Source organism: Sphingobacterium sp. DR205, assembly GCF_011064245.1.
In the GTDB taxonomy this organism is placed as follows: Bacteria; Bacteroidota; Bacteroidia; order Sphingobacteriales; family Sphingobacteriaceae; genus Sphingobacterium; species Sphingobacterium athyrii.
This window is the reverse complement of the sequence record NZ_CP049333.1, coordinates 5815110-5836474: the sequence shown is the minus strand read 5'-3', so window position 1 is coordinate 5836474 and position 21365 is coordinate 5815110. Positions and strand designations below refer to the sequence as shown.

At 38.1% G+C, this 21365-nt stretch carries 15 protein-coding genes; 2 read left to right on the top strand and 13 right to left on the bottom strand.

From position 1 onward, the window contains the following. Positions 1–62 precede the first annotated feature (62 nt). Positions 63–326, top strand: a complete 264-nt coding sequence (locus G6053_RS24985) for a response regulator (protein ID WP_165308919.1) — start codon at positions 63–65, stop codon at positions 324–326. A 266-nt stretch (positions 327–592) separates the two neighbouring features. Then, positions 593–787, top strand: coding sequence for a hypothetical protein (locus G6053_RS24980; protein WP_165308918.1), 195 nt, complete (start codon positions 593–595; stop codon positions 785–787). 549 nt (positions 788–1336) lie between these two features. Here G6053_RS24980 and G6053_RS24975 read toward each other — a convergent pair. The 13 genes from G6053_RS24975 to G6053_RS24915 all read right to left on the bottom strand — a co-directional run bounded on the left by G6053_RS24975 (position 1337) and on the right by G6053_RS24915 (position 21279). Then, positions 1337–4276, bottom strand: a complete 2940-nt coding sequence (locus G6053_RS24975; RefSeq protein ID WP_165308917.1) for a M16 family metallopeptidase — start codon at positions 4274–4276, stop codon at positions 1337–1339. Between the two features lie 427 nt (positions 4277–4703). Then, entirely contained in the window at positions 4704–5846 is a 1143-nt protein-coding gene (locus G6053_RS24970; protein WP_165308916.1) for a TlpA disulfide reductase family protein, read from the bottom strand. Positions 5847–5848: 2 nt separating this feature from the next. Continuing rightward, positions 5849–7492 carry a S41 family peptidase gene (locus G6053_RS24965; RefSeq protein ID WP_165308915.1) on the bottom strand — a complete coding sequence of 548 codons (1644 nt, stop codon included), beginning with the start codon at positions 7490–7492 and terminating at the stop codon, positions 5849–5851. A gap of 21 nt (positions 7493–7513) precedes the next feature. Then, positions 7514–9517, bottom strand: coding sequence for a TlpA disulfide reductase family protein (locus tag G6053_RS24960; protein ID WP_165308914.1), 2004 nt, complete (start codon positions 9515–9517; stop codon positions 7514–7516). Between the two features lie 10 nt (positions 9518–9527). Continuing rightward, positions 9528–10895, bottom strand: a complete 1368-nt coding sequence (locus G6053_RS24955; protein ID WP_165308913.1) for a RagB/SusD family nutrient uptake outer membrane protein — start codon at positions 10893–10895, stop codon at positions 9528–9530. 11 nt (positions 10896–10906) lie between these two features. Further along, complete coding sequence (locus tag G6053_RS24950; RefSeq protein WP_165308912.1) at positions 10907–14467, bottom strand: SusC/RagA family TonB-linked outer membrane protein; 3561 nt, start codon at positions 14465–14467, stop codon at positions 10907–10909. Positions 14468–14492: 25 nt separating this feature from the next. Further along, positions 14493–15521, bottom strand: coding sequence for a FecR domain-containing protein (locus G6053_RS24945; protein WP_165308911.1), 1029 nt, complete (start codon positions 15519–15521; stop codon positions 14493–14495). A gap of 175 nt (positions 15522–15696) precedes the next feature. After that, positions 15697–16287, bottom strand: coding sequence for a sigma-70 family RNA polymerase sigma factor (locus G6053_RS24940; protein WP_165308910.1), 591 nt, complete (start codon positions 16285–16287; stop codon positions 15697–15699). A gap of 331 nt (positions 16288–16618) precedes the next feature. After that, complete coding sequence (locus tag G6053_RS24935) at positions 16619–17497, bottom strand: serine protease (protein WP_165308909.1); 879 nt, start codon at positions 17495–17497, stop codon at positions 16619–16621. Between the two features lie 2 nt (positions 17498–17499). Beyond that, positions 17500–18015 carry a TlpA disulfide reductase family protein gene (locus G6053_RS24930; RefSeq protein WP_165308908.1) on the bottom strand — a complete coding sequence of 172 codons (516 nt, stop codon included), beginning with the start codon at positions 18013–18015 and terminating at the stop codon, positions 17500–17502. Positions 18016–18076: 61 nt separating this feature from the next. Continuing rightward, positions 18077–19204, bottom strand: a complete 1128-nt coding sequence (locus G6053_RS24925; RefSeq protein WP_165308907.1) for a TlpA disulfide reductase family protein — start codon at positions 19202–19204, stop codon at positions 18077–18079. Positions 19205–19243: 39 nt separating this feature from the next. Then, entirely contained in the window at positions 19244–19756 is a 513-nt protein-coding gene (locus G6053_RS24920) for a DUF4843 domain-containing protein (protein WP_165308906.1), read from the bottom strand. A 62-nt stretch (positions 19757–19818) separates the two neighbouring features. Beyond that, the gene (locus G6053_RS24915) at positions 19819–21279 is read right to left on the bottom strand and encodes a RagB/SusD family nutrient uptake outer membrane protein (protein WP_165308905.1); all 1461 of its coding nucleotides are present in this window, start codon (positions 21277–21279) and stop codon (positions 19819–19821) included. Positions 21280–21365: the final 86 nt, after the last annotated feature.

The following is a 21365-nucleotide window of genomic DNA, read 5'->3' as shown; positions in this document are numbered from 1 at the left end:
ATTAAAATAAAATGCCCATTATTGGGCATTTTATTGAGTTGATAGAGACTTAACTTCGCGCTATGAAAAACCAAGTCTATTCAAAAAAACAGATTGGTATCCTAGCCGCTGATGACTCCTTGATCTACCGAAGAATGATTTCTATGATGGTTGAAAGAGATAAGCGTTTTAAGTTATTAGGACTCTTCAAAAATGGTCGCGAATTACTGAATGCCACTGAGTTGCTTCATTATGCTCCAACTATCTGTTTACTTGACATCAAGATGCCGATCTGCAATGGAATTGACGCTGCTGAACTATTAAATAAGAATTACCACATATATTAGTTTTTGGATATTCTGCTTCAGAAGAAGATGAAGTAGTCAGCTTAATGTATAAAAACGGGGTACGACATGTTTTTAGCAAGTTTAAGCATCCAATAAAAGAGGTTTTGGATCAGATTTATTCAAACCATTTTGGTGATGTTTGGAGAGTAGACGGTATTTCGATATATAGCTAACTCTTGTTCATATATATATATGGCAGGACATTAAAAATAAATTATCTACAGTATAAATCGAAAAAAAATTAAAAATGATATAACTAATTTATAATGAATAAACTATCTGCCATTCAAGCAACAGGAAAAGTTGTTAAAGAAGCCGTTCCACGGCACTTCGAACTTATGGAATATATCGGCACAGATGAAATTGGTGAAGCAGTGCGCTTTTATGTCTACAGGATCGAAAAGATCGTAGAAATAAAAAACAATAGTATTGAACCAAATGTTAAACATAAAATACCTTGATTGTTTAGGAATATATATCAAATCGTGTAATTCGTAAGATACACAGAAAGTTGTATGATAACGATTTATAATTTCTTCATTTCTCTTTTAACTCTTTTTTCTTATATAAGAATTGTAATTTTAAAGCCTACCATGTAAAAAGTGGTCTATTAAATAAGGTTTCGGAAAAAATAAAATTCAAACTTTTGTTTACTTACCGGCATGAAATGTCGTATAAAAATTGATCATTGTGATCATCATCGATTCTTAAAAAAAATAACTGATTTAAAATAGAAATCGATATTTTGCACCATTCAACGATAAGGTGCTACCCCGAATAAAAATGGATATATTTTCATTCTAGAGATTGTCGACCTTTCAGTTAATTTAATTTTCAATTTAGATATTGATATCAAATTTTAAAGTAAACTATTCTTTGGAAGAATTTTATATAAAAAATGATTGGCTTTAATTAAAATGATTACGAACTATGTATATAATAAAAAAGGGGCCATCATACTAGACGTGGCCCCAATAAACTATAAACATTGAAACATTTTTTGATTTGAATTAATATCCAAATATTTCGTTAAGACTTAGCTTTTGGAGGTTACCCAATGCTGAGATTGTACCTTTGTTCAAGTCCTTTTCATCTCCAACGATACAATAGATATATGGTTTATGGCTGATATTATTGGTATGAAACGCTTTAAGGTCAGAAAATTTAAGCTTGGGAAGTTGCTCAAAAACCATTTTTCTGGAATCTTCTGTAAGCCCGCGACGTTGCGCTGCCAAATAACTTGAAAGAATACCAGCGCCTGTAATACGCTCACTTGCCAGCGATTTCAGTAAATTGGTACGAATTGATTCCAAACCAACTTTTGATTCAGGAAGCTCATTCAAAAGCTCGTTCATGCCGCCTACAGCATCCTTAAACTTGTCAGATTGCGTACCAATATATGCACCTACCATACCATGGTTTTCCTCCTTTTGAGGCTGCCCATAATAAGCATAGGTCGTATAGGCCAATGCTTTTGATTCGCGGAGGGTCTGAAAAACAATACTCCCCATGCCGCCGCCAAAATATCCGTTAAAGAAAGCCACGGTAGGGATCTCATTTTTATCAAACATTCCTGAATTACGGATCCAGAAGACTTCAGCTTGCTTCATCGCATATTGTGCAAACAAGACCTTATTCTCCGTTGTTGGCTTTTCTTCAAATTTCACCCCCTTCTCAATCGTATAATAAGGCAAATCATTCTGCTTTAATGGCTTGAGATTTTTGACTAAATCTGCTACGATTTGTGGGCCGTAGTATAGTACACGATGCTTGGCATTCGCAAGATTGTGCAAGACAGCAACAAGATCCGCAGCTTTTAAGCCATCGAGCTCCTGGTCTGTATAGGTGTAATTGAATGGATTTTTGGTACCATAACGCGCATAGGCTTTTAAGCCTTCCATAATGGCCGCTTTATTCTCCTTGGCGTTGGCCTTAGACTGTTTCACGCGCTCAATATAAGCTTTAAAAGCGGCTTCGTCCACCACACAATTGTGCATGAGATCTTGCAACAGATCAATGGATGCAGTGAAATTACTATTTAGACCGGAAACTGAAACACTGCTTTCCTCATTTGCTGAAGAGACTGAAAAGTCGGATGCCAATTTGTAAAATGCTTTGCTAAAATCTTCACTGCTCTTGTCTTTGGTGCCTAAAAACTCTAGATACCCCACAGCAAGGCTTAATAATTTATTGTCCCAGCTTCCAAAATCAAAATAGTAGGTTAAACTAAACAGCTCATTGTTTTTGTTCTGAACGGCCAAAACATCTAGATCTTTCAATTTAGCAGTTGACATATCTTTTGCAAAATCAATCCATCTAGGCTTGATATCCTGCTCAGGCATCGCATTGATTTGTTTCAAAAAGGCAGATTCGACATTCCGGTTAACCGTAATCGGTGTAATGGCCGGCTTGATAACTTTATCGACCTTATCATCCTGTCCTTTTTGTTTATAGACAGCGACATAGTTGACCTCTGAAAGATACTTATTGGCAAAACGCACGATATCTTCTTTGGTTATTTTTGACAAACGGTCGGTATAAGCCAATTCTTTTGCCCAATCAATCTCCGAGGTGAAGCCTGACATGAGTTGCTCAGCGGTACTGGTATAGTTTTCAAACAGCTTGATTTGCCCTTTCTTTTCATTATTAACAATCGAGGTAAGCAGGTCATCTGAAAATTGCCCTTTCCTCAATTTATCGAGTTCGCCCAGTAATAGTTTCTTGACATCTTCGAGACTCTGTCCAGTCCCTGGATTACCCTGGAGAATCAACATTGAATAATCCTTTAACACATAAGGAAATGCTCCTGCTCCCAATAATTTTTGAGACTTAACGAGATCCAGGTCAATCAATCCTGCAGATCCATTGGTCAGTACATTGGCCATAAGGTTCAGGATCTGTGCGTCTGCATCAGCAGCCCCCGGGAACCGAAATCCTAACAGCAAGTATTCTGATGTCGGCCCGATAACAGTTTTTGTAATAGGGCTGGTAATAGCTTGCTCTTTTTCAAATGTATAGGCCGGAACAGACATAGCTTTCATTGTGGAAAATGCCTTGTCAATACGTTGGATAACATCTGTCGGATTGAAATCACCCGACATAATGATGCCCATATTATTGGGAACGTAATAGGTATTGTAATATTCACGAATTGCTTTTAACGAAGGGTTTTTAAGATGTTCCACGGATCCCAACACCGTTTGCTTTCCATAGTTATTGTTTGGAAACATGGCTGCAAAAACGGTTTCGACAGATTTTCTATTATCGTTATCCAGGCTAATATTCTTCTCTTCATATACCGACTCCAACTCGGTATGGAACAAACGCAGAATGGGATTTCTGAAGCGTTCAGCCTGAACCGCCAAATATTTGTCGAGCACATTGTTGGGGATATCTTCCACATAGACCGTCTGTTCAAAAGATGTAAATGCATTGGTTCCTTTAGAGCCCATGCTGCTCATCAATTTGTCGTACTCATTTGGAATAGCGTACTTGGATGCCTCTCCCGATACACGGTCAATTTCTTTATAGATCGCCGCCCGATCGTTAACATCAGTGGTATGATTATATTTTTCGTAAAGATTGTCCACCTGATCCAACAATGGTTTTTCTTTGGACCAATCGAGGCTACCAAACTTGTCCGTCCCCTTAAAAAGCATGTGCTCAAGGTAATGCGCTAAGCCCGTATGGTCCTTGGGATCTGTTTTGCTCCCGGCCTTAGTCGCAATGTACGCCTGAATACGGGGTTGTTTATTATTTGGGCTCAGGATAACGGTTAAACCATTTTTAAGCTTGTAAAAACGGGTTTGAACAGGATCATTGGTTACATACTTATATGTATATCCCCCCTCAGTACTTTCTTTCCATTGATATTTGCCTATCTGGGCCTGAACACCGGCGGTAATGAACAATAACGAAATAAATGCTATTGTTTTAAGGTTAACTTTCATAATAGGGATTATGTTTAAAGTCCTTACTAGGACTAAATTAGTATATCATTTTTATAAATATCATATTGATTAACATGAAGCATAAAAACATTATTTTTAATAAAATGAGTGTAAAATAAAAAGAGGTAAATAATGAATATAAAGAGTATGAGAATCTCACACTTGTAATGAATCTTATTCACTATATAATCGAATTAATAAATACCTATTCTAAATAGTAGAGTCATGTAAAAATTTACTCATTGAGGTAAAAACAGGCTCCGTTTATTTCTGCAAATATCACATATTAGACCTCGAATTAAGTTTTTGATTGATGTCTACGTTCTATTGACGTACTCAAAAAAAGAAAGGCTGTACTGCATACAGCCTTCTCCCTTCTAACTAAACATATGCCAACACAGGAAGGAATTTACCCATGTCAGTGAAACTATTTTTTGAAAATTTCTGCAAGTTTTTTATCCAATGCTTCGCCTCGGAGATATTTGGCAATAATTTTTCCATTTGGATCTACCAAAAAGTTCATAGGAATAGCTTTAACATCGTATTTCATTCCAGCTTCGTTTTCCCATCCTTTGAGGTCACTCACCTGTTTCCAGGTCAGTTTATCGTCCTGAATAGCTTTTATCCATTTCGCTTTATCGGCAGCTTTATCCAAAGATACCCCCAGTATTTCAAATCCTTCCTTTTGATATTCGGCATAAGTTTTTACCAAATTTGGATTTTCTCGCCGACAAGGGGCACACCAGGACGCCCAAAAGTCGATCAGAACATACTTGCCACGGTAGTCTGACAATTTTACAGGTTTACCATCAACATCGGGTTGTGTAAAATCCTGAGCCTCTACACCTGCGCTCGTCTTTTTCACTTGTTCGATACGTCTAGCCAAGTCTTTCCCGAGTACCGAATTCTGAATTGCAGGATCCAAAGTAGCAAATATCTTTTCAGCTTTGACGGCATCAAACTCAGGAGGCAAAGTAGAATTAAAAGCCATTAATGCCATATAACTTTTGGGATTTTTGGCTACATAATCCAATTTTGCATCAATCGTCTGTTGTTGAATAGCGTTAGCCCGCTCTTCTAATGATTGTATATATTTCGGGTCTTGTTGATCTGCAAGGGATTTGGATTTATATTCATTATTTAAAGCCTCATACTGATCGTAAATCGGTTTCAACATGGTATTTACCCGTTCACTTTCTACATTCAAAGGAGATCCTGTGATTTTTGCATGCTTAATAGAATCTGCCGCCACAAATTTGATTGTAGCCCCCTCGATCAAAAAAGGCAATACATCCTGTTTTGGAGGATGAGCAGGATCAAAAGGTGCAAAATCGTGAATAATACGTAAATGTGCATCCATTGGGGAAGGAATACTACCTTTAAACTCAAATTTGCCTTTGTTAATTTCTGCGGAATCTATTAAAACTTTACCATCATAATTTAATCTTAGATACGCTTTTGCTGGTTTATCAAGCTTTCCGACCTGTCCAATTAAAGTATAATTTTGCTGACCATATCCTAATGCAGGCAATAAGGACACTAAGGCTAGTACCCATTTCATGTTTTTCATAGTTATTTAGTTTTTGATTTATTTTGAATTTCGGTTTTCTCCTTGGTCATTCCAACAGTCCCAGTCTTCAACAATTGTTTATAGAGCTTATCATCATTCAGAACACGGAGCGCTTCCTTAAAACTTTGATTCGACTCATTTCTGACACGGGCCATATAATCTCCCCCGGTGTAAAGCAGCGAACCTACCTGTGCCTTAAATTCAAGATCGATGGCAGCATGGGCAGTCTGGTTATCTTCCGAAGGTACTGCTACGGATAGCCTGTGAGCAGCACTTATCAACTGATGATGGACCTCCTTCGGCACTTTAAACCGTGTATTAAAGGAAGTAAAGTCGGGATACGCTTTAAGGAGCGCTTCACGATTTTGTTGTACAAATTCGAAACCTCCTTTGGCCACAAGGCCACTGTTCATGAGCTGTGCCATCCAGGAACTATACTCATTGGTATCGATAGGCACAAATATATCAGGCATAATTCCACCGCCACCATATACAATTCTTTTATTGGTGAGCGTGGTATATTTTAAAGAATCAGGAAAATAAATATGCCCTTCTTCCAATAATTCTTTGGAAGCCATACGGCGGCTAAAATCCTGGAAATAATCATCCTTGCCTTTATTGTAAGGCTTTTGGATCGACCGTCCTGACGGGGTATAGTAACGTGCACCTGTAAGCTGCATTTCTGAACCATCCGATAGTGGTACAGGTTTCTGCATCAGTCCTTTTCCGAAACTCCGGCGGCCAATAATCACAGCACGATCCCAATCCTGAAGGGATCCAGTTACAATTTCACTGGATGAAGCGGTGGATTCGTCAATAAGAACGACGAGCTGTCCTTCGTAAAACTGGCCGAATCCGCCTGTAAAGTAATAATCTTTTCCCCCTTCATTGGGCACGGAATAAAATACTATTTTCTCCTTTGGCAAAAACTCATCTGCAACACCGATCGCGGATTCGACATATCCCCCACCGTTACTCTGTAGATCAAGAATCAGCTTTTTCATTCCCTGTTCTTTCAGAGATTTTAAGGCAACATCGATCTCCTGACGTGTCGTTTTATTGAAAATAGAAAGTGCGATATAGCCGATTTCCCTATCTACCATATAGCTTTCCCGAACAGATTTCTCAAGTATATTTTCTCGGACAATACTAACATTCTTACTATTTTTGCTACCAGCTGACAAAATTCCGAGGACAACAGGTACATCCTTGTCACCGCGCAATTTTTCCATAATCTCCTTATTGCCCCATTTTTTTCCTGCAATACTATCGCCATCAATACTAATGATCTGGTCACCCACACGTACTCCAGCACGCATGGCAGGTCCATCTGGATTGACCTTTGTTATAAAGGTCTGCTCATTATTTTTTAAAAACTGAATTCCTATTCCGGCAAAACTTCCACTCATGGCAGCACGCATCTGTTCAGCCTCCTCCCGACTAGTGTAGCGTGAATGCGGATCTAAATCCGATATCATGGCCTTGATTGCCGCATCTACCAAATGTTCTTCATTGACCTGATCGACATAATTTTGCTGAATTAGCTTCAATGCCTCCTCAAATTTATACTTTGGATTCATCTGTGCTTGTAAAGACAGACTTAGACCAATCATCCCGACGAGCAAGCTCGTTGCTTTCCTGTTCATATCTATAAATGATTAAATATTCTATTTTTCGTTTTTGAGGGTTTCAATGGCTAAAGACAATTCATCCATCAATTTGCTGGGACTGCCCGAATAGCCTCCGGAGCAATAACGGACCCGCCCATTTTTGACAATGATTTTTCGAGGAATAGATGAATCTCCAAAAAGAGGAACCAGTTGTTTGAAAAGCATGTCCTGTTCATTAGTTTTGGGATTAACAGAATCATGCAATAAATTAAAACGGAAGCCTTCTTTACGGACATAGTTCACTGATTTATTTTTATAGTCACCAGTCTGCATTGTTCCTACCATGTAAATTGCGACATGGTCATCATGGGCATATTTGTCTACCAAAAGCTGCATGCCCGGAAATGCCATAATGCATGGGCGGCACCAAGTGGCCCAGAAATCCACAACAACAATTTTATCCTTCCAGTCTAAAGGTGTAATAAACAGACCGTCGGCAGTCTCAAGACGGAAATCAGGCATAGGATGATCGACCCAATTGTGATCTACATAAGCTTTCATAGCCACTTTTTCTTCATCGGATTTCAATCCAGCCAGATAAGCTTGATAACCACTTTCATTATTGCCGTTTGCCTTTAGGTAAATTGCTTTGAGTTTGTCAAACATGCGCGGAGTCATAGTATTGTATCTTGCGCTCATTTCAAGTAAGGGCAGAATTTGTTTTTCATCGCCCAGCCCTTCGAGCACCTGAAGGTTGATTTCATTCAGTTCTGCGTTATTGTATTTACCGTCTTCCGATAGCAACAAGAAATAACTCCGGGCTTCTGGATACTTTTTGAGGTCATTTAACAAGGAAATATGCGTAAAAAGACGGTCATCCAGATTTTTAACGACATTGGAATCGGCCTGAGCCTGACGGTCAAAATCGTCTTTATAGGAATTGTCACCCCGCCGTGCAATCAACTTTGGCAGAATTTTCTCAGATAGCGCGTAAAGGCTATCTTTACCGACAGTTTTAAACATATACGCGCGCATAATATTCCAACGCATCAGTTCATTACCTGTTCGGAAATCTATATCGTCATAAAGCTTGGCAAATTTGTCCATTTGTTTAGAGTCAAAATACGCAGACCCAAGACCACGGTACACCGCATAGTAAATAAATCCCTGACCATTGGGATGCTCACGCCACTTTTGAATTGGAAATCGGTTCAGGAAATTCTCATATGAAGCAATTATTTCGGATTTATCCGGACCGCTGCCTTTTATATTGTTATACGCTATAAAACGTGCTGTGGAGCCATTCGGAAAATCCTCGTTTACACGATTTTGGATCAAGAGGAATAGTTCTTTATCCTTGAGACGTACACTGGCAAAAGTATAGAGTTGATTAAGGACTTCATCCGCTATTTCTTTTTGTTTTAACTCCTCAGTTATCAGTTTTTTTGCATAGGTGGGAAAGCCGTCTCCCAAAGCTAATTTTTGTAAGTTCATAAAAGACTGAAAATAGCGCAGATGCTGCTTACCGGACAATGCAAACTCTTTTTCAGCCAATTCCTTCAAATATTCACCAGACATCGGAGGAGGCTGGTTTTTATAATAGGAAAAAATACCTCCGGCAGCTATTGTCGGCACTTGAAATGCTGCTTCGCCAAGAAAAGCACCTTGAACCGGTTTTCCTTTTGCATCAGTTAGCGCGACTGCATATCCTTTATCTTGATTATTGTCAATTATATCGGGTTGATCAAGCGCTCCCTGATAGAATTTAACTGCTATAAAAGCTGTCGACTGTTTAACAGGAACCGTTACAGTCCATACACCTTCAGATTTTTTTTGCATTTGAAGGCTTATTTGCTTCCACCCAAAATCTTCGAATAAAAAGAACGCTGCATTTACATCGTCGCTGAACTCCAGATCCTTATCTTTGGCATTATATATTATCTGCAGCTGGTCTGTTACTTTGGGTTTTACCGGCATAAAAACGTTGCTGTCAAACCGAGGCTGTGCATATAACACAGCCTGGACAAACAACAGCACTAAAAAAATTATCTGCTTTTTCATCTTTATATAATTATCTGGGATTTTGGCCAATTTCAGGGTTGAAAGATAAAACTCTCTCGTTAATTGGATATATCAAACGTGGACTGGTGGACGTTAAGGTATTTGACTGCCCATTAAATGTTCGACTGATGGGTTTAAAATAGTTTCCATCCAGGGTAAGCCTACGCATATCATACCAGCGCAAATCTGTGCCGACAAATTCGCGGCGGCGTTCGTCAATGACAGACTTTAATAGGTCGGCAGTAACGTCGGCAGTGGTAAACGCAACATATTTTGCAGCAGTGAAACGTTTTTTGCGCAACATATTGAGTAATTCTACTACTTTAGCCGTATTGTTCTGGCGAGCGTATATTTCAGCTCGGTTAAGTAAGATTTCGGGGCTGCTCAAACCTACATACGAATTGTTTGAATAACCACTATTAAAAACCGGCTTCATATACTTGTACCCCTTATACGTTCCCGGATCATTTCCTATAAAAAGTTTTAATCGGAGATCGTCTTCATTATATAGAGAAATAAGTTCGGGGTTTATTGGCCCTAAAATATATCCGGCACTCACTTTGGAAAGAAGTACTTCCTTGTCGTCTATCATACGAGGGAAAGAAGCATTTTTGGTATAGTCTTCCAAATTGAGGATTGTAGGCTCCAAAGCCAGTGCAAGATCAGCATATTTTCCAGCTTCTTCAAAATTGCGCATTGTCAGGTAAACTCTGGAAAGTAGCGCATATGCTGCTATTTTGGAAGGGTGGTAATTAAAATCAGGATAGTTCGGTAAATTTTCAATTGCGGTTTTCAGATCAAGGATTATCTGATCATAAACGCGTGACAGCGGTGCTCGATTGAGATTTTGGAAAAGATCAGGTGTCAAAAGCATTGGAATTCCCGGTTGATTACTAACCTTTTCCGGATCGTATATTGGCGCATACTGATTGGCAAGTGAAAAATATGCAAACGCCCGATGTACACGCGCTTCTGCCGCTACTGTAAGTTTCTGAGATTCGGTCCCCTTTTCGCTATCCATTACACCTGCGAGTATTTCATTTGTAATATAGATTTGCTTATACAGATTATTCCAGCCAACATCCTCCTGCTCGCCCGTAAAGAATTGGTCGGACCACATGTAAGCAAGTTGAGTACTTCCTCCCCAGACGCTTGCTGCCGTACTGGCAACCTCCGGCGCGATATTATCGCTTGTCACTAATGGAAACAGGTAGGAGGTTTCAAAATTACCTTTATTATTGAGGAGGAAACGGTAGTCATCTGTCGTTTTCAAAGTACGTGTACCATTCTGTTCCACTTCAACATACTTTCTACAGGAAGTACCGAATAGTATAGTGGAGACTAAGAGGCTATTTAAAAAAATATTTTGTATTTTCATGACACTGATTTTTAAAAGGAAACATTAAGACTTAAATAGTAGGTCGGTGAAGGCGGCAAATTCGAATAATCATTCAATGTCCGATAACTCGGATCAATTCCGTCTTTGTTCTTGCGCCAGATAAGACCTAGATTTCTTACACTCGCGTTTAGATTTACTGATTTAAATGGCGTATGCTCCAAGGTTTTGAACGGGAAATTATAGCCTAAGTCTATTTGCTGTAGTCGGATATTACTTCCACTGATCACAAGGGCGTCAGAGTTTTCGTATCTCGAAACACTGTTATATTGATAATTTGCTGTACTTAATCCCGGGACATTTGTAAAAGCCTCGTCGCCTGGTTGCCGCCAGCGTTTGGCCAAATCTGATTGTAGACCAATAGAGCCTGAATAAGGAGCATAAGTTGGATAATTTTTCACTGAAATCCGTCTGAGGACATGTCCCATTTCATAGGTAATCCTCACGCCTAATGTAAAGTCTCTGTACGAAAATGAGTTAAATAGACCTCCAAAATAAGGGGGAGTTGTTCGTCCTACTTTTACGAGATCCTCAGGCAAGAGTGTATTTGCTGGGGCATCAGCATTCACAAGATCGCCATTTTTTTTATAGACCTGTGAACGTCCCTGGTTATCCAGGCCGGCCCACCTGTAAGCATACATGTAATCGGTAGAATTGCCTACGATTGGAACGCTTCCGCCCATATAGTCCAACACACGAGTCGGGTTCTTAAAGCGAGAATCAGTGACCTCGTTGGTATTATAGCCAAAATTAAACTGGCTGCTCCATTTGACAGGAGTCTGCAGCCAGGTTGCTTTAAGCCCAAGATCGATTCCATGTCCCTCCATCGTAGCGCTATTAAATTGTACACTTGTCCAGCCATATGTGCCATTGAACGGAAAGCTATAGATAATGTCCGAAGATTTTTTTGTGTAGTAATCCACATTGAATTGTAACCGATTATTCCAAGTTCCATAATCCAGACCGACATTAAATGTCTTCACTTTCTCCCAACTGATCTGTCTATTGGCAGCGGAGGCGATTTGGGCGGTTATTTCATTTGAAATGAGGTCGGTACTAGTATTGATTACGACTTGCCTACTGACTCCTACTGGCATTGTACCGTTCACCCCGTAAGTTACACGTATTCCCAGCGCATCAGCCCAACTTGCATTTTTTAAGAATGCTTCCTTCTTGGCATCCCATTTTCCACCTACTGACCAGAGGGGTTTCCCTCGTTCACCCCGAGACGCACCTACTAAGGTGAAATCGTCAAAGCGTATGCTTCCCGACAATACATATTTGCCACCGAAAGCAGAAAAGGCTCCATTGGAATAATAGGAAAGTGCCCGGTTTCTATTTTTTGCAATTGTAGCGTTTGAACTAAAATAGTTATCCCATCCATAGATTGTGTTGTAACTTCCTCTTGGATTTATAGCAGTAAAAGAATAGGTATCGGAATTAAAACCCAGATATGAATCGCCCGATGATCTGTAATTATTCTGTTTCCATTCTGCACCAGCTAGAAAATTTAAATTATGCTGGTCATTAGCGCCTAGGGCCTTGTTAATATTTAATTGCGTCCTAAAGACGTATTGCGAACCATTATAGTTACTGACTCCTAGTTTTCCGCCCATTGGATAGCCGTATACAAAATTGCCTTTATCATTGAATGTTGTACCAATGTTTATCTGATTTCGTTGTCCATAGCTGTCTACACCATCGATATTCTCACCGTTTTCTAGCTGTCTTTGCCATTGTCCCATAACCGATAAATCTGCCCAACTTGTCAGCTTTGTATTAATGTCCATGAACATTCTGATGGCATGGGTCTGGTCGTTATAGATTGAGGCAGATAATTCTTCAATAGGATTATAAGCCCAGTCCAAATAACCTTTTCGTTCAAAATCCTGAGAAATTTCCGGTCTGAATTGGATGTAGCGGCGGATATTATTACCATTTTCATCCTTTAAAAGATCATATGGAAGAAGCCCTCCAGAACTGATATTTGAAGATAATGCATTTATTGCTGCCGAATTCCCAATAGAATTTCCATAATTGTAATTAATTCCAGTTGACAATTTTACGCGGTCATTAAACAGCATATTAGTCAAATTAGCCATAGTGTTGAAACTTTCCGCTTTATTGGAACGGAAAACTGGAACATCTTTACTGTAATTAGTTGACACAAAATAAGTATTTTTGTTGCCACCGCCTGAAATTGATAAGTTATATTGCTGTGATGTTGCTTTCTGTAACAAATAATCTTTGATCTGACTTCTGTTATCAATACCTGCGAGCCGGGTCAAAGCAGCATCTCGCTCCTGTTCGGTTGCTGTTCCACGTTTCACCCGAAATATCCATTCCAAAGACTCCGAATGTGGTTTGTTAATATTAAACGGATCCCAGCTATTTTTCTCGATATTGTCAGCAATAAAACCCTCTTCTACCAATTGTTTTTCAAGATCAATGTATTGCTGAGATGACATACGGTCCATCTTATTGAGATCAGCCGGAGATGCGATACTTAAAGAAGTTCCAAAATTTATGGAGGGGGACGTATTTCTTCCTTTTTTCGTTTCGATGACGATGACACCATTGGCAGCTTTTGCCCCCCAGATCGAAGAGGCTGCAGCATCTTTCAATACCGTAATACTTTCAATATCATTAGGATTGATACGACTTAATATTGCTCCACCAGCGCTCTGTGTATTGCCCTTATCTGTCAAAGTAAAACGAGCGTCTACAGTTTCTGCCATGGGGAATCCATCAATAACAATCAATGGCTCTTTTGGAGTCCCCCCAGTCCCATAACTATTTATCCCCCGGATTTGTATATTGTTGGTCCTCGGATCAACATACATACCTGGTACAAGTCCCTGTATACGTTCCAAGACATTAATAGCAGGGGTTTCCTGGATCTGCTTTGCAGTCACTGTACCAAAAGCACCTGTAGCTCTTTCTTTAGGAATTTTCGTATAACCCATCGAGACAACCTCAACGTCATCTAATACATTTACTACCGACTCCATCGTTACATTAATCTGATTGCTGTTGCCAATCACGCGACGTTGTGGCTCCATTCCCAAATAAGAAAAGATAAGAGCATCAGCAGGTTCGGTCAGGCGTAATGTATAGCTACCGTCACTACTTGTTGTTACACCAGATCGTACGGCGTATCCATCGGACATGACAGTAACCCCCACCAAAGGCGCACCTTTACTATCTTTTACAGAGCCGGTGACGATTTTCCAAAAGCGGTCATCTCCTTCGCTGTCTTTCTTACTTCTACTATCTCGAATAATAGTAAAATAATTGTTTTGGACATAAAGGAATAAATAATTGTTTGGGTACAATAGTTCCTTTAATACTGTTTCTACTGGAAGTCTTTTGTTCTTTGGAATAAGATCGCTGTTCACAAACGCGTCCCGAATGAGCCCTTCTTCATAGGAAAATTTGGTTCCGTAGATTCGTGTTACTTCACTGAGAGCGTGGCTAAGACTGGATCTACTTTGTGCGAATCCGCCAGTGGTACTCATCAGGCAGACAATGGGCACAAGGATTTTAGTTTTCATAGATTTCGATTGATTAAAAATTGTTTTAATTAGGTTCTATTACAATTTGTTTGTTTTTCACTTCAATATTCACATTCATGGTATGCTTGATAACAAAGAGGATGTCATCAATTCCTTTTACGGGAATTACTCCTGTAAATCTTTTGTCCAGCAATGAGGAATCCTGAACCACGACCTGATAGCCATAATTATCTTCAAGTACACTGACAATATTAGCCAAATTACTATGTTCGATGCTAAGTTCACCGCGCGTCCAGGACAGCACTTTGTTCGCATCCTGCTGCACTACCTGCTCAGCCTTTGCATATTCATCATAAACAAACGTTTCTCCGGGGACAATTATACGATCTAACCCATCCTTCCCTTGAATACGCACACGACCTTCAATTAAAGCTACCTCAACACGTCCACGTCGGTCTTTAACATTAAACTTGGTACCCAAAACGGTCAATGAGAGATCTCCGACATGTACAACAAAGAAGTCATTTTGCTGAAGGCGATTTTTAATCGCAGTGTGTTTGACTTCAAACATTCCTTCACCTTCAAACCATACCTCACGTGGCTTGTCCGTTTTCCAGCCACGCACGTAAGATAGTTTAGAATTACTGTTTAATTTAATTATCGAGGAATCAGGAAGTGTGAGTTCACGTCTTTCGCCATAGGAGGTATTTGTCGCTTTTGGGCCAAACTGGCTGAATTCATAACTTACGAATAGAAAAAGCAATAATGCTGCTGCCGAAGCTGTCCATACAAGCATCTTTCGAAAAAACAATTTTCGCTTTTGATGCTTTTCATAAATAGGTATTTGGTTTTGAATATTTGCATAACGCTGAATACTGTTTAGGTTGCCTCGTATTGGTTCCTGCCCTTTGATCAATAGGATCCACGTTACAGCAAGTTGCATTTCGGCAGACAAATCTGGAATACGACGTCCCAGATCAGACCAAAATTTTTTTTGACTATCTTCTCCTTGTAGTACGGATTCTACAAAGTCTTCATCAGAAAAAAAATCTGCTGCTTTATAATCTTTATATTTTGATAACCGAGAGTTCATATTGTTTTAATATATAAACACCTTTCGTCAAAATTTTACCCCAATAAATTTCAATTATTTTTAAAAAAATAGAAAAATCCGTGAAATACAACAAAATTTCACTCCGGATATTAATAAAACCACAATCCTAAGCACTGTTTATCGAGAATAACCAGTGAAAAAGAAAAATTTAATGCTAACGGAGTTGATTGAGTAAATAAAGTAAAACTAATAGACCAAATTTACCAAATTGTCTTTTCAAACTATCTAGAGCCCGGTAATAAAGTTTATAAGTATCCTTAGTGGACAATCCCATTATTTCCGCTATCTCTGTATATGGTAATTCTTCGAAAAAACGCAGATGGATAATTTCCCGTTGACGGGCAGTCATTTGTTCCAGTGCTTTATTTAATTTGTCCCGTATCTCCATCACACGTTCGCCTCGGATCATAGTAAGATCATGTGGTAGCTCGATGGTAAACGGCAAATAATCAACAGAAGAATTATTAATAACTGTACGTCTTTCTGACTGTTCGATTTTCTTAATCAAAACACGTCTAAAAGCATGATAAAGATATCTTTTAACAGAAACTGAGTGGCTCAAGTTCTCTTTATTACACCACAATTTAACAAATAGTTCCTGAATACTGTCCTCAATAATAGCTTCATCTTGCGTAAATTTAAATCCATAATTGAATAACACATGATTGAATCGTTCAAACAGTACCTTGAACGATGGTTCATGCCCAACCTGAAACATTTGCCAAATTTGAAGGTCAGTATTCATTTATAAATGTTCAACAATATCAATTCAAGATAGACGGTAATTATAAACAAATTTATTGAAAAAAAATGCTAACGCTATATTAAAAGCGTTTTTTATATAGTTGCTTAAAAAAAATCATTTATCAATGACTTTCGAAATTGTTAGAATACAACTATTATGGACATAATTTTTAAATAGAGAACCTTGTTATATGATAAATAAAATTTGTCCCTTATAAAAATAGTTTAGCATATGTCTTTAGAAGTTTTCCAGATAAGTAGAAAAGATTTAGTATTGAGTTGACAGTAGATCAACTCAATACTAAATCTTTACTGATACCAAAGACGACAAATTACTGATTAATCATATTTAATAATGATTCTACCGGAATTGTTTTTTTCAGGACCATTTGTATTGATGAGGGATTTTCGTAATGACTGAGAGTCTTAGTGCTGGAAACAGTACCTATGACATTACCGTTTTCATTAAGTACCGGACCTCCACTTGATCCGACTCCATAATCAGCTGAAATTAACATTATATCGCGCCTATCTTGCTTTCCTTCTAATTGGATTTGATCACTAAATTTATAATTTACATTTCCTTGAGAGAAATGGTAATTCATATTATGAGGATGTCCAATAACAAAGGCAGGCTCACCGATTTTTGCGCCTTTTGAAAGACTGAGTGCTGGTAATTTATCACCATTAGTTTGGATTTTCAGAATTGCTAAATCATCTTTTTGTGACAAAGCAATTATCTCTTTAATCGGGAAAGTTTTTCCGTTAAAAAGTCTAACCATAAATGCTAATGGTTTGTAACCCTCTCTCATATTTGCATAAGCATTCACCACGTGATAATTTGTGACAATAACACCCTCAGATTGGATAATATAACCTGAAGCAATATTCACATGCGTCTTTTCGCAATTGGGGCACAGATATGCAGCTCCGATCATGACAGTAGCGTGTTTTGCCGTTTCATAGATGGTGTTTGGAGACAGCTTCTTATTTTTCTGTTTATTAAGTGATAAATTGACTTTTTCAAATTTTTTACCAAGTATTTTTTTGCATTCCGTTACCGAAATACTCTGATTTACTTTAATAAGCGAATCAGCCGACTTTTCGAACTTGGAAATTAACTGTTCATTTACAATAAATTCCTGCGCGTATATTTTAGAGATGAATAGCGAACATAAGGCTACACCTATGATATATTTTTTTAATTTCATTGCTATATATTAGTCTTCAAAGCTTTATCAATGATGGTATATATTTTCTTATCTGATGCTTTAGGCATGTTTTCGTCGACAACTTTTCCTTGAGGATCTAATAAAATCATTCTCGGAATCAATGATATACCAAATTCCTTTTCAAATTGATTGTTAGTACCTTTCTGAAATTGTGGTTCAGGAAGTTTAAAATTATTAACCGCACCTACCCATCTATACCATTGATTGTCTATAGATACGCCAAGTACGATTAAATTATCGTCTTTATAGTGATCACGTAAACTATCCAAGGCAGGAAACTCTCTTTGGCAGGGAGTACACCAAGAGGCCCATACATCAATCAATATAAATTTACCCTTGAATTCGGATAAGGAGCGTTCTTTGTTACCTTTCATATCAGAAAAGTGGTAAAAAGAAGGGCTATCACCTTTAGTAATTGAATTAGCAATTTTTGGCTGTCCAATAGCTTCTGAAAAAAAGCATAAAAAAAGGGAGAATATTAGAATGTACTTCATCATTTAAATTTTTAATAATTTAAAGGAGTTTCTATTGTCAAATTAAATAGAAACTCCCATCTATTTATTTTAAGATTTCTGCCAGTTTTTGGTCCAGTTCCTCACCGCGCAAATTTTTTGCGATAATCTTTCCATTCGGATCCAGTAGAAAATTAGCTGGTATAGCACTTACTTTATATAATTTAGAGACATTACTCTGCCATCCCTGTAAGTCGGAAACCTGTGTCCAAGAAAGTTTATCGTCGGCAATTGCTTGAGTCCATTTACTACGGGCATCATTCCCCCCATCAAGTGAAACACCTAAAATATCAAATCCTTTATTTTTATATTTATTAAACGCGGCGACAACATTAGGGTTTTCGCGCCTGCACGGGCCGCACCAGCTAGCCCAAAAATCTACCAGAAGATATTTTCCTCTAAAGCTACTTAAGCTAACCTGCTTTTCATTTGTATCAGGAAGTGTAAATTCTGGAGCAGTTGCCCCTACATCGACCTTTTTCAATTCCTCAAAAACTGCCGAATATATTTGTCCTGAACGAGAAGTCCGAACCTCCTCGTCCAGTAGCTCAAACAATGCCTTCGCATCGTCCGTATTTGTTTGCGGATCGCAATATTTCCTTAAAAGAAGTAAACTGATCTGCGACTTAGGATTCTCTTTTACAAAAGATTCTATTTGCTGCTGGAAATTTATAGAATGAGCGACATACACTGTGCGAAGAGAATCTTGCGCACGGGAATTACCCTCTGCTGCTTTGAACTCCTTCTCTAACTCCTGTAAAAATTTATCATATGGATCAGATAGGTTTTTTGATTTCTGATAGATGTCATTTGTTGGCGTTCCACCTACACGCATTACTTGTTTTTGCTGATCGACAAAAACATCAATGGTGCCGGGCTCCAGAAATAAAAGAACTTGTGTATTGAGTGTTGGTTTATCCTCATCTCCTTTTTGTACCGGTATTAGAATAATCCCGTTCCCCCCCTTTATCGGATCCCCCGTGAATTCAAAATTACCATTAATTACTTTCGCTGTATCTGTGACATTTCGGCTGCCATTCGAATGATTTAAAAAGACCTTCTCAGGTTTAATACCTTGTAAAGTACCTTTGATTTTATATTGTTCTTGTGCGCTGACATGAAAAGATAAAGCTGAACATAAACTTATACCTAAAATAATACTTTTGATTTTCATTGTTTTAAATTTGTGTAAATGTGATTGAATAATTTATATTTAGTTTGTAGTAACTAATACTTTGATTTTGGAATAATTGATAACCCCCGGTTTGAAATCTGGACTTTCACCAACTCCAATTGATAACTGAATTGTTTTCCCGATCATCAATGGATCTTTTTTTAAGATCAGCGGTACTTTACCTTCAGTCATTCCCTTTGCTATAATATAGGATTTGGATAACTGTGAATCATCAAAAGGAATAAAGTGCAATGAAGGTACTGCATGAACGTAATTTGTGGGTAATGTCTGTTCTTTAATTTGTTTAAGGACTACGACAGCATCTTTTTCGGGTACAAGTCCTCGAGTCCTCAGATCAAGCATAATGGTATCAAGATCTTTAGTACCATTAAAATTGTAATTTATTGTGGTTAGATAACCATTTGAAGGCCAAGAATTGGGGTAATAAAATTCGACATATGAATCTTCCAAATTATTTGAAACGGCAACTTTTTCACAAGAGAAAAGGTGGCAAAGAATGATTGCAAAAGCCAGATATTTAATTAAATTCATTTTACGTGCTATTTTAAAGTGATTTAGAATTATTAAACTCAGATTACGTTGTTGTCTTTCTATTATTGGACATTGTCGAATCTGCCGATCTCACCTGAAGGTAAGGGAGGAACATATTCGAATTCTCCCATTACTCTAGCTGGGGCTAATTTCAAAGTTTGTGAACCTAACCTTTTTTCCATGAAAAAAATTTGGCCTTCAGCATAAAACTCGCGATAATATTCATCTCTAACAGCTTGCTTGCGATTCGAAGAATTTAATATGACGATATTTGTTAATCCCCGGGATTTCTGAAAGGTCTCAAAATAAGTGTTTGCCTCACTCACTGGTGCTAATTCAGCAACGATCAAATACATTTCTGATAATCTGATTAGGGGGATTGAAAATTTACCGGTACCGGTAGTACGGATCAGATCCTCGTATTTTTTAGTTGTCGAAGTTGGAACCGGATTAAACCTGCTCCAGGCAATATCCTTAAAATTTTTCCGTCTAAAATCGTTTGCTTTTTCAGTAAAAAGTGGCTCAATTTTTTCCGTGGTATTATAGGTACTACCTGCACTTGTTCCATTCCCAAACAACATTTGGGGATTAAAATCATTGATATGTAAACCAAATATATGTTCATTAAAAAGAGCTCTATCTTGAGCATTTATATTTGCCTCAACACCCAATACGAACTTTTTTGAACCATCAGAGTTTGTGGCAGCAATTACTTGTTTTGCGTATTTAGTTGCCTCATCGGCCATTCCTAACCAAGCATATACCCGCGCTTTCAGGGCTAATACAGCATAATAATTAAGCCTGTTCTGTCTCCAAAAATATTCGAAGGATGCATATTTTCCCGCAGAACCGCTATTAATATTAAGTTGTATATTGCTAAATTCTAAAAGGGGATCACTTTTTGACAATAATAGTTCCGCTTCATTAAGGTCGGCTATAAGCGCCTCAGTATATTCTGCATAGCTATTATACGTCAAGGGAATAGTCTTTACTTCTTTTGAATAAGGAAGGTAGGCCTTAGTGCCTACTTGACCAGGGATTGGTCCCCAGATTCTTAAAAGGTCAAAATGAGAAAATGCTCGCAAAGCTAAGGCTTCTCCTTTTATTAGGTTAGCATCATCGACACCCAAAACTTGGTTGTTCTTATATTTCTCAATCCCTTCCAATAGAATATTTGCACTAGCTATAGTATTATATTCTTGAAGAAAGGCCGCTCCAAGAGAAGCGTCGGCATAACTATTTGAATAATCTGCATTTCCAATTGGAAACGTTGTCGATAGTTCAGGGTTATAAAATAGATTAGCCATATGATCCAGATTCCCTGCAATAAAAAATGCCCCTGGACTATACGACTGCCGCATTTTACTGTAAATCCCAACAAGAGCATCAAAGTACCCTTTTGAAGTTTTAAATAAATTTTCTTCTGTTACTTGGTTCTGAGGTTGTATATTGAGGTAATCGTTACAAGACGACAGACTAAATCCTGCAATATATAATAGGAAAATTAACGTTCTCTTTTTCATCTTTTGACTAATTTTTTTAGATATGGGCAGGAAACCAAAGAATTTCGACCCATAGGATTTTTATATTTTCAAAAACTGCTTCCTAT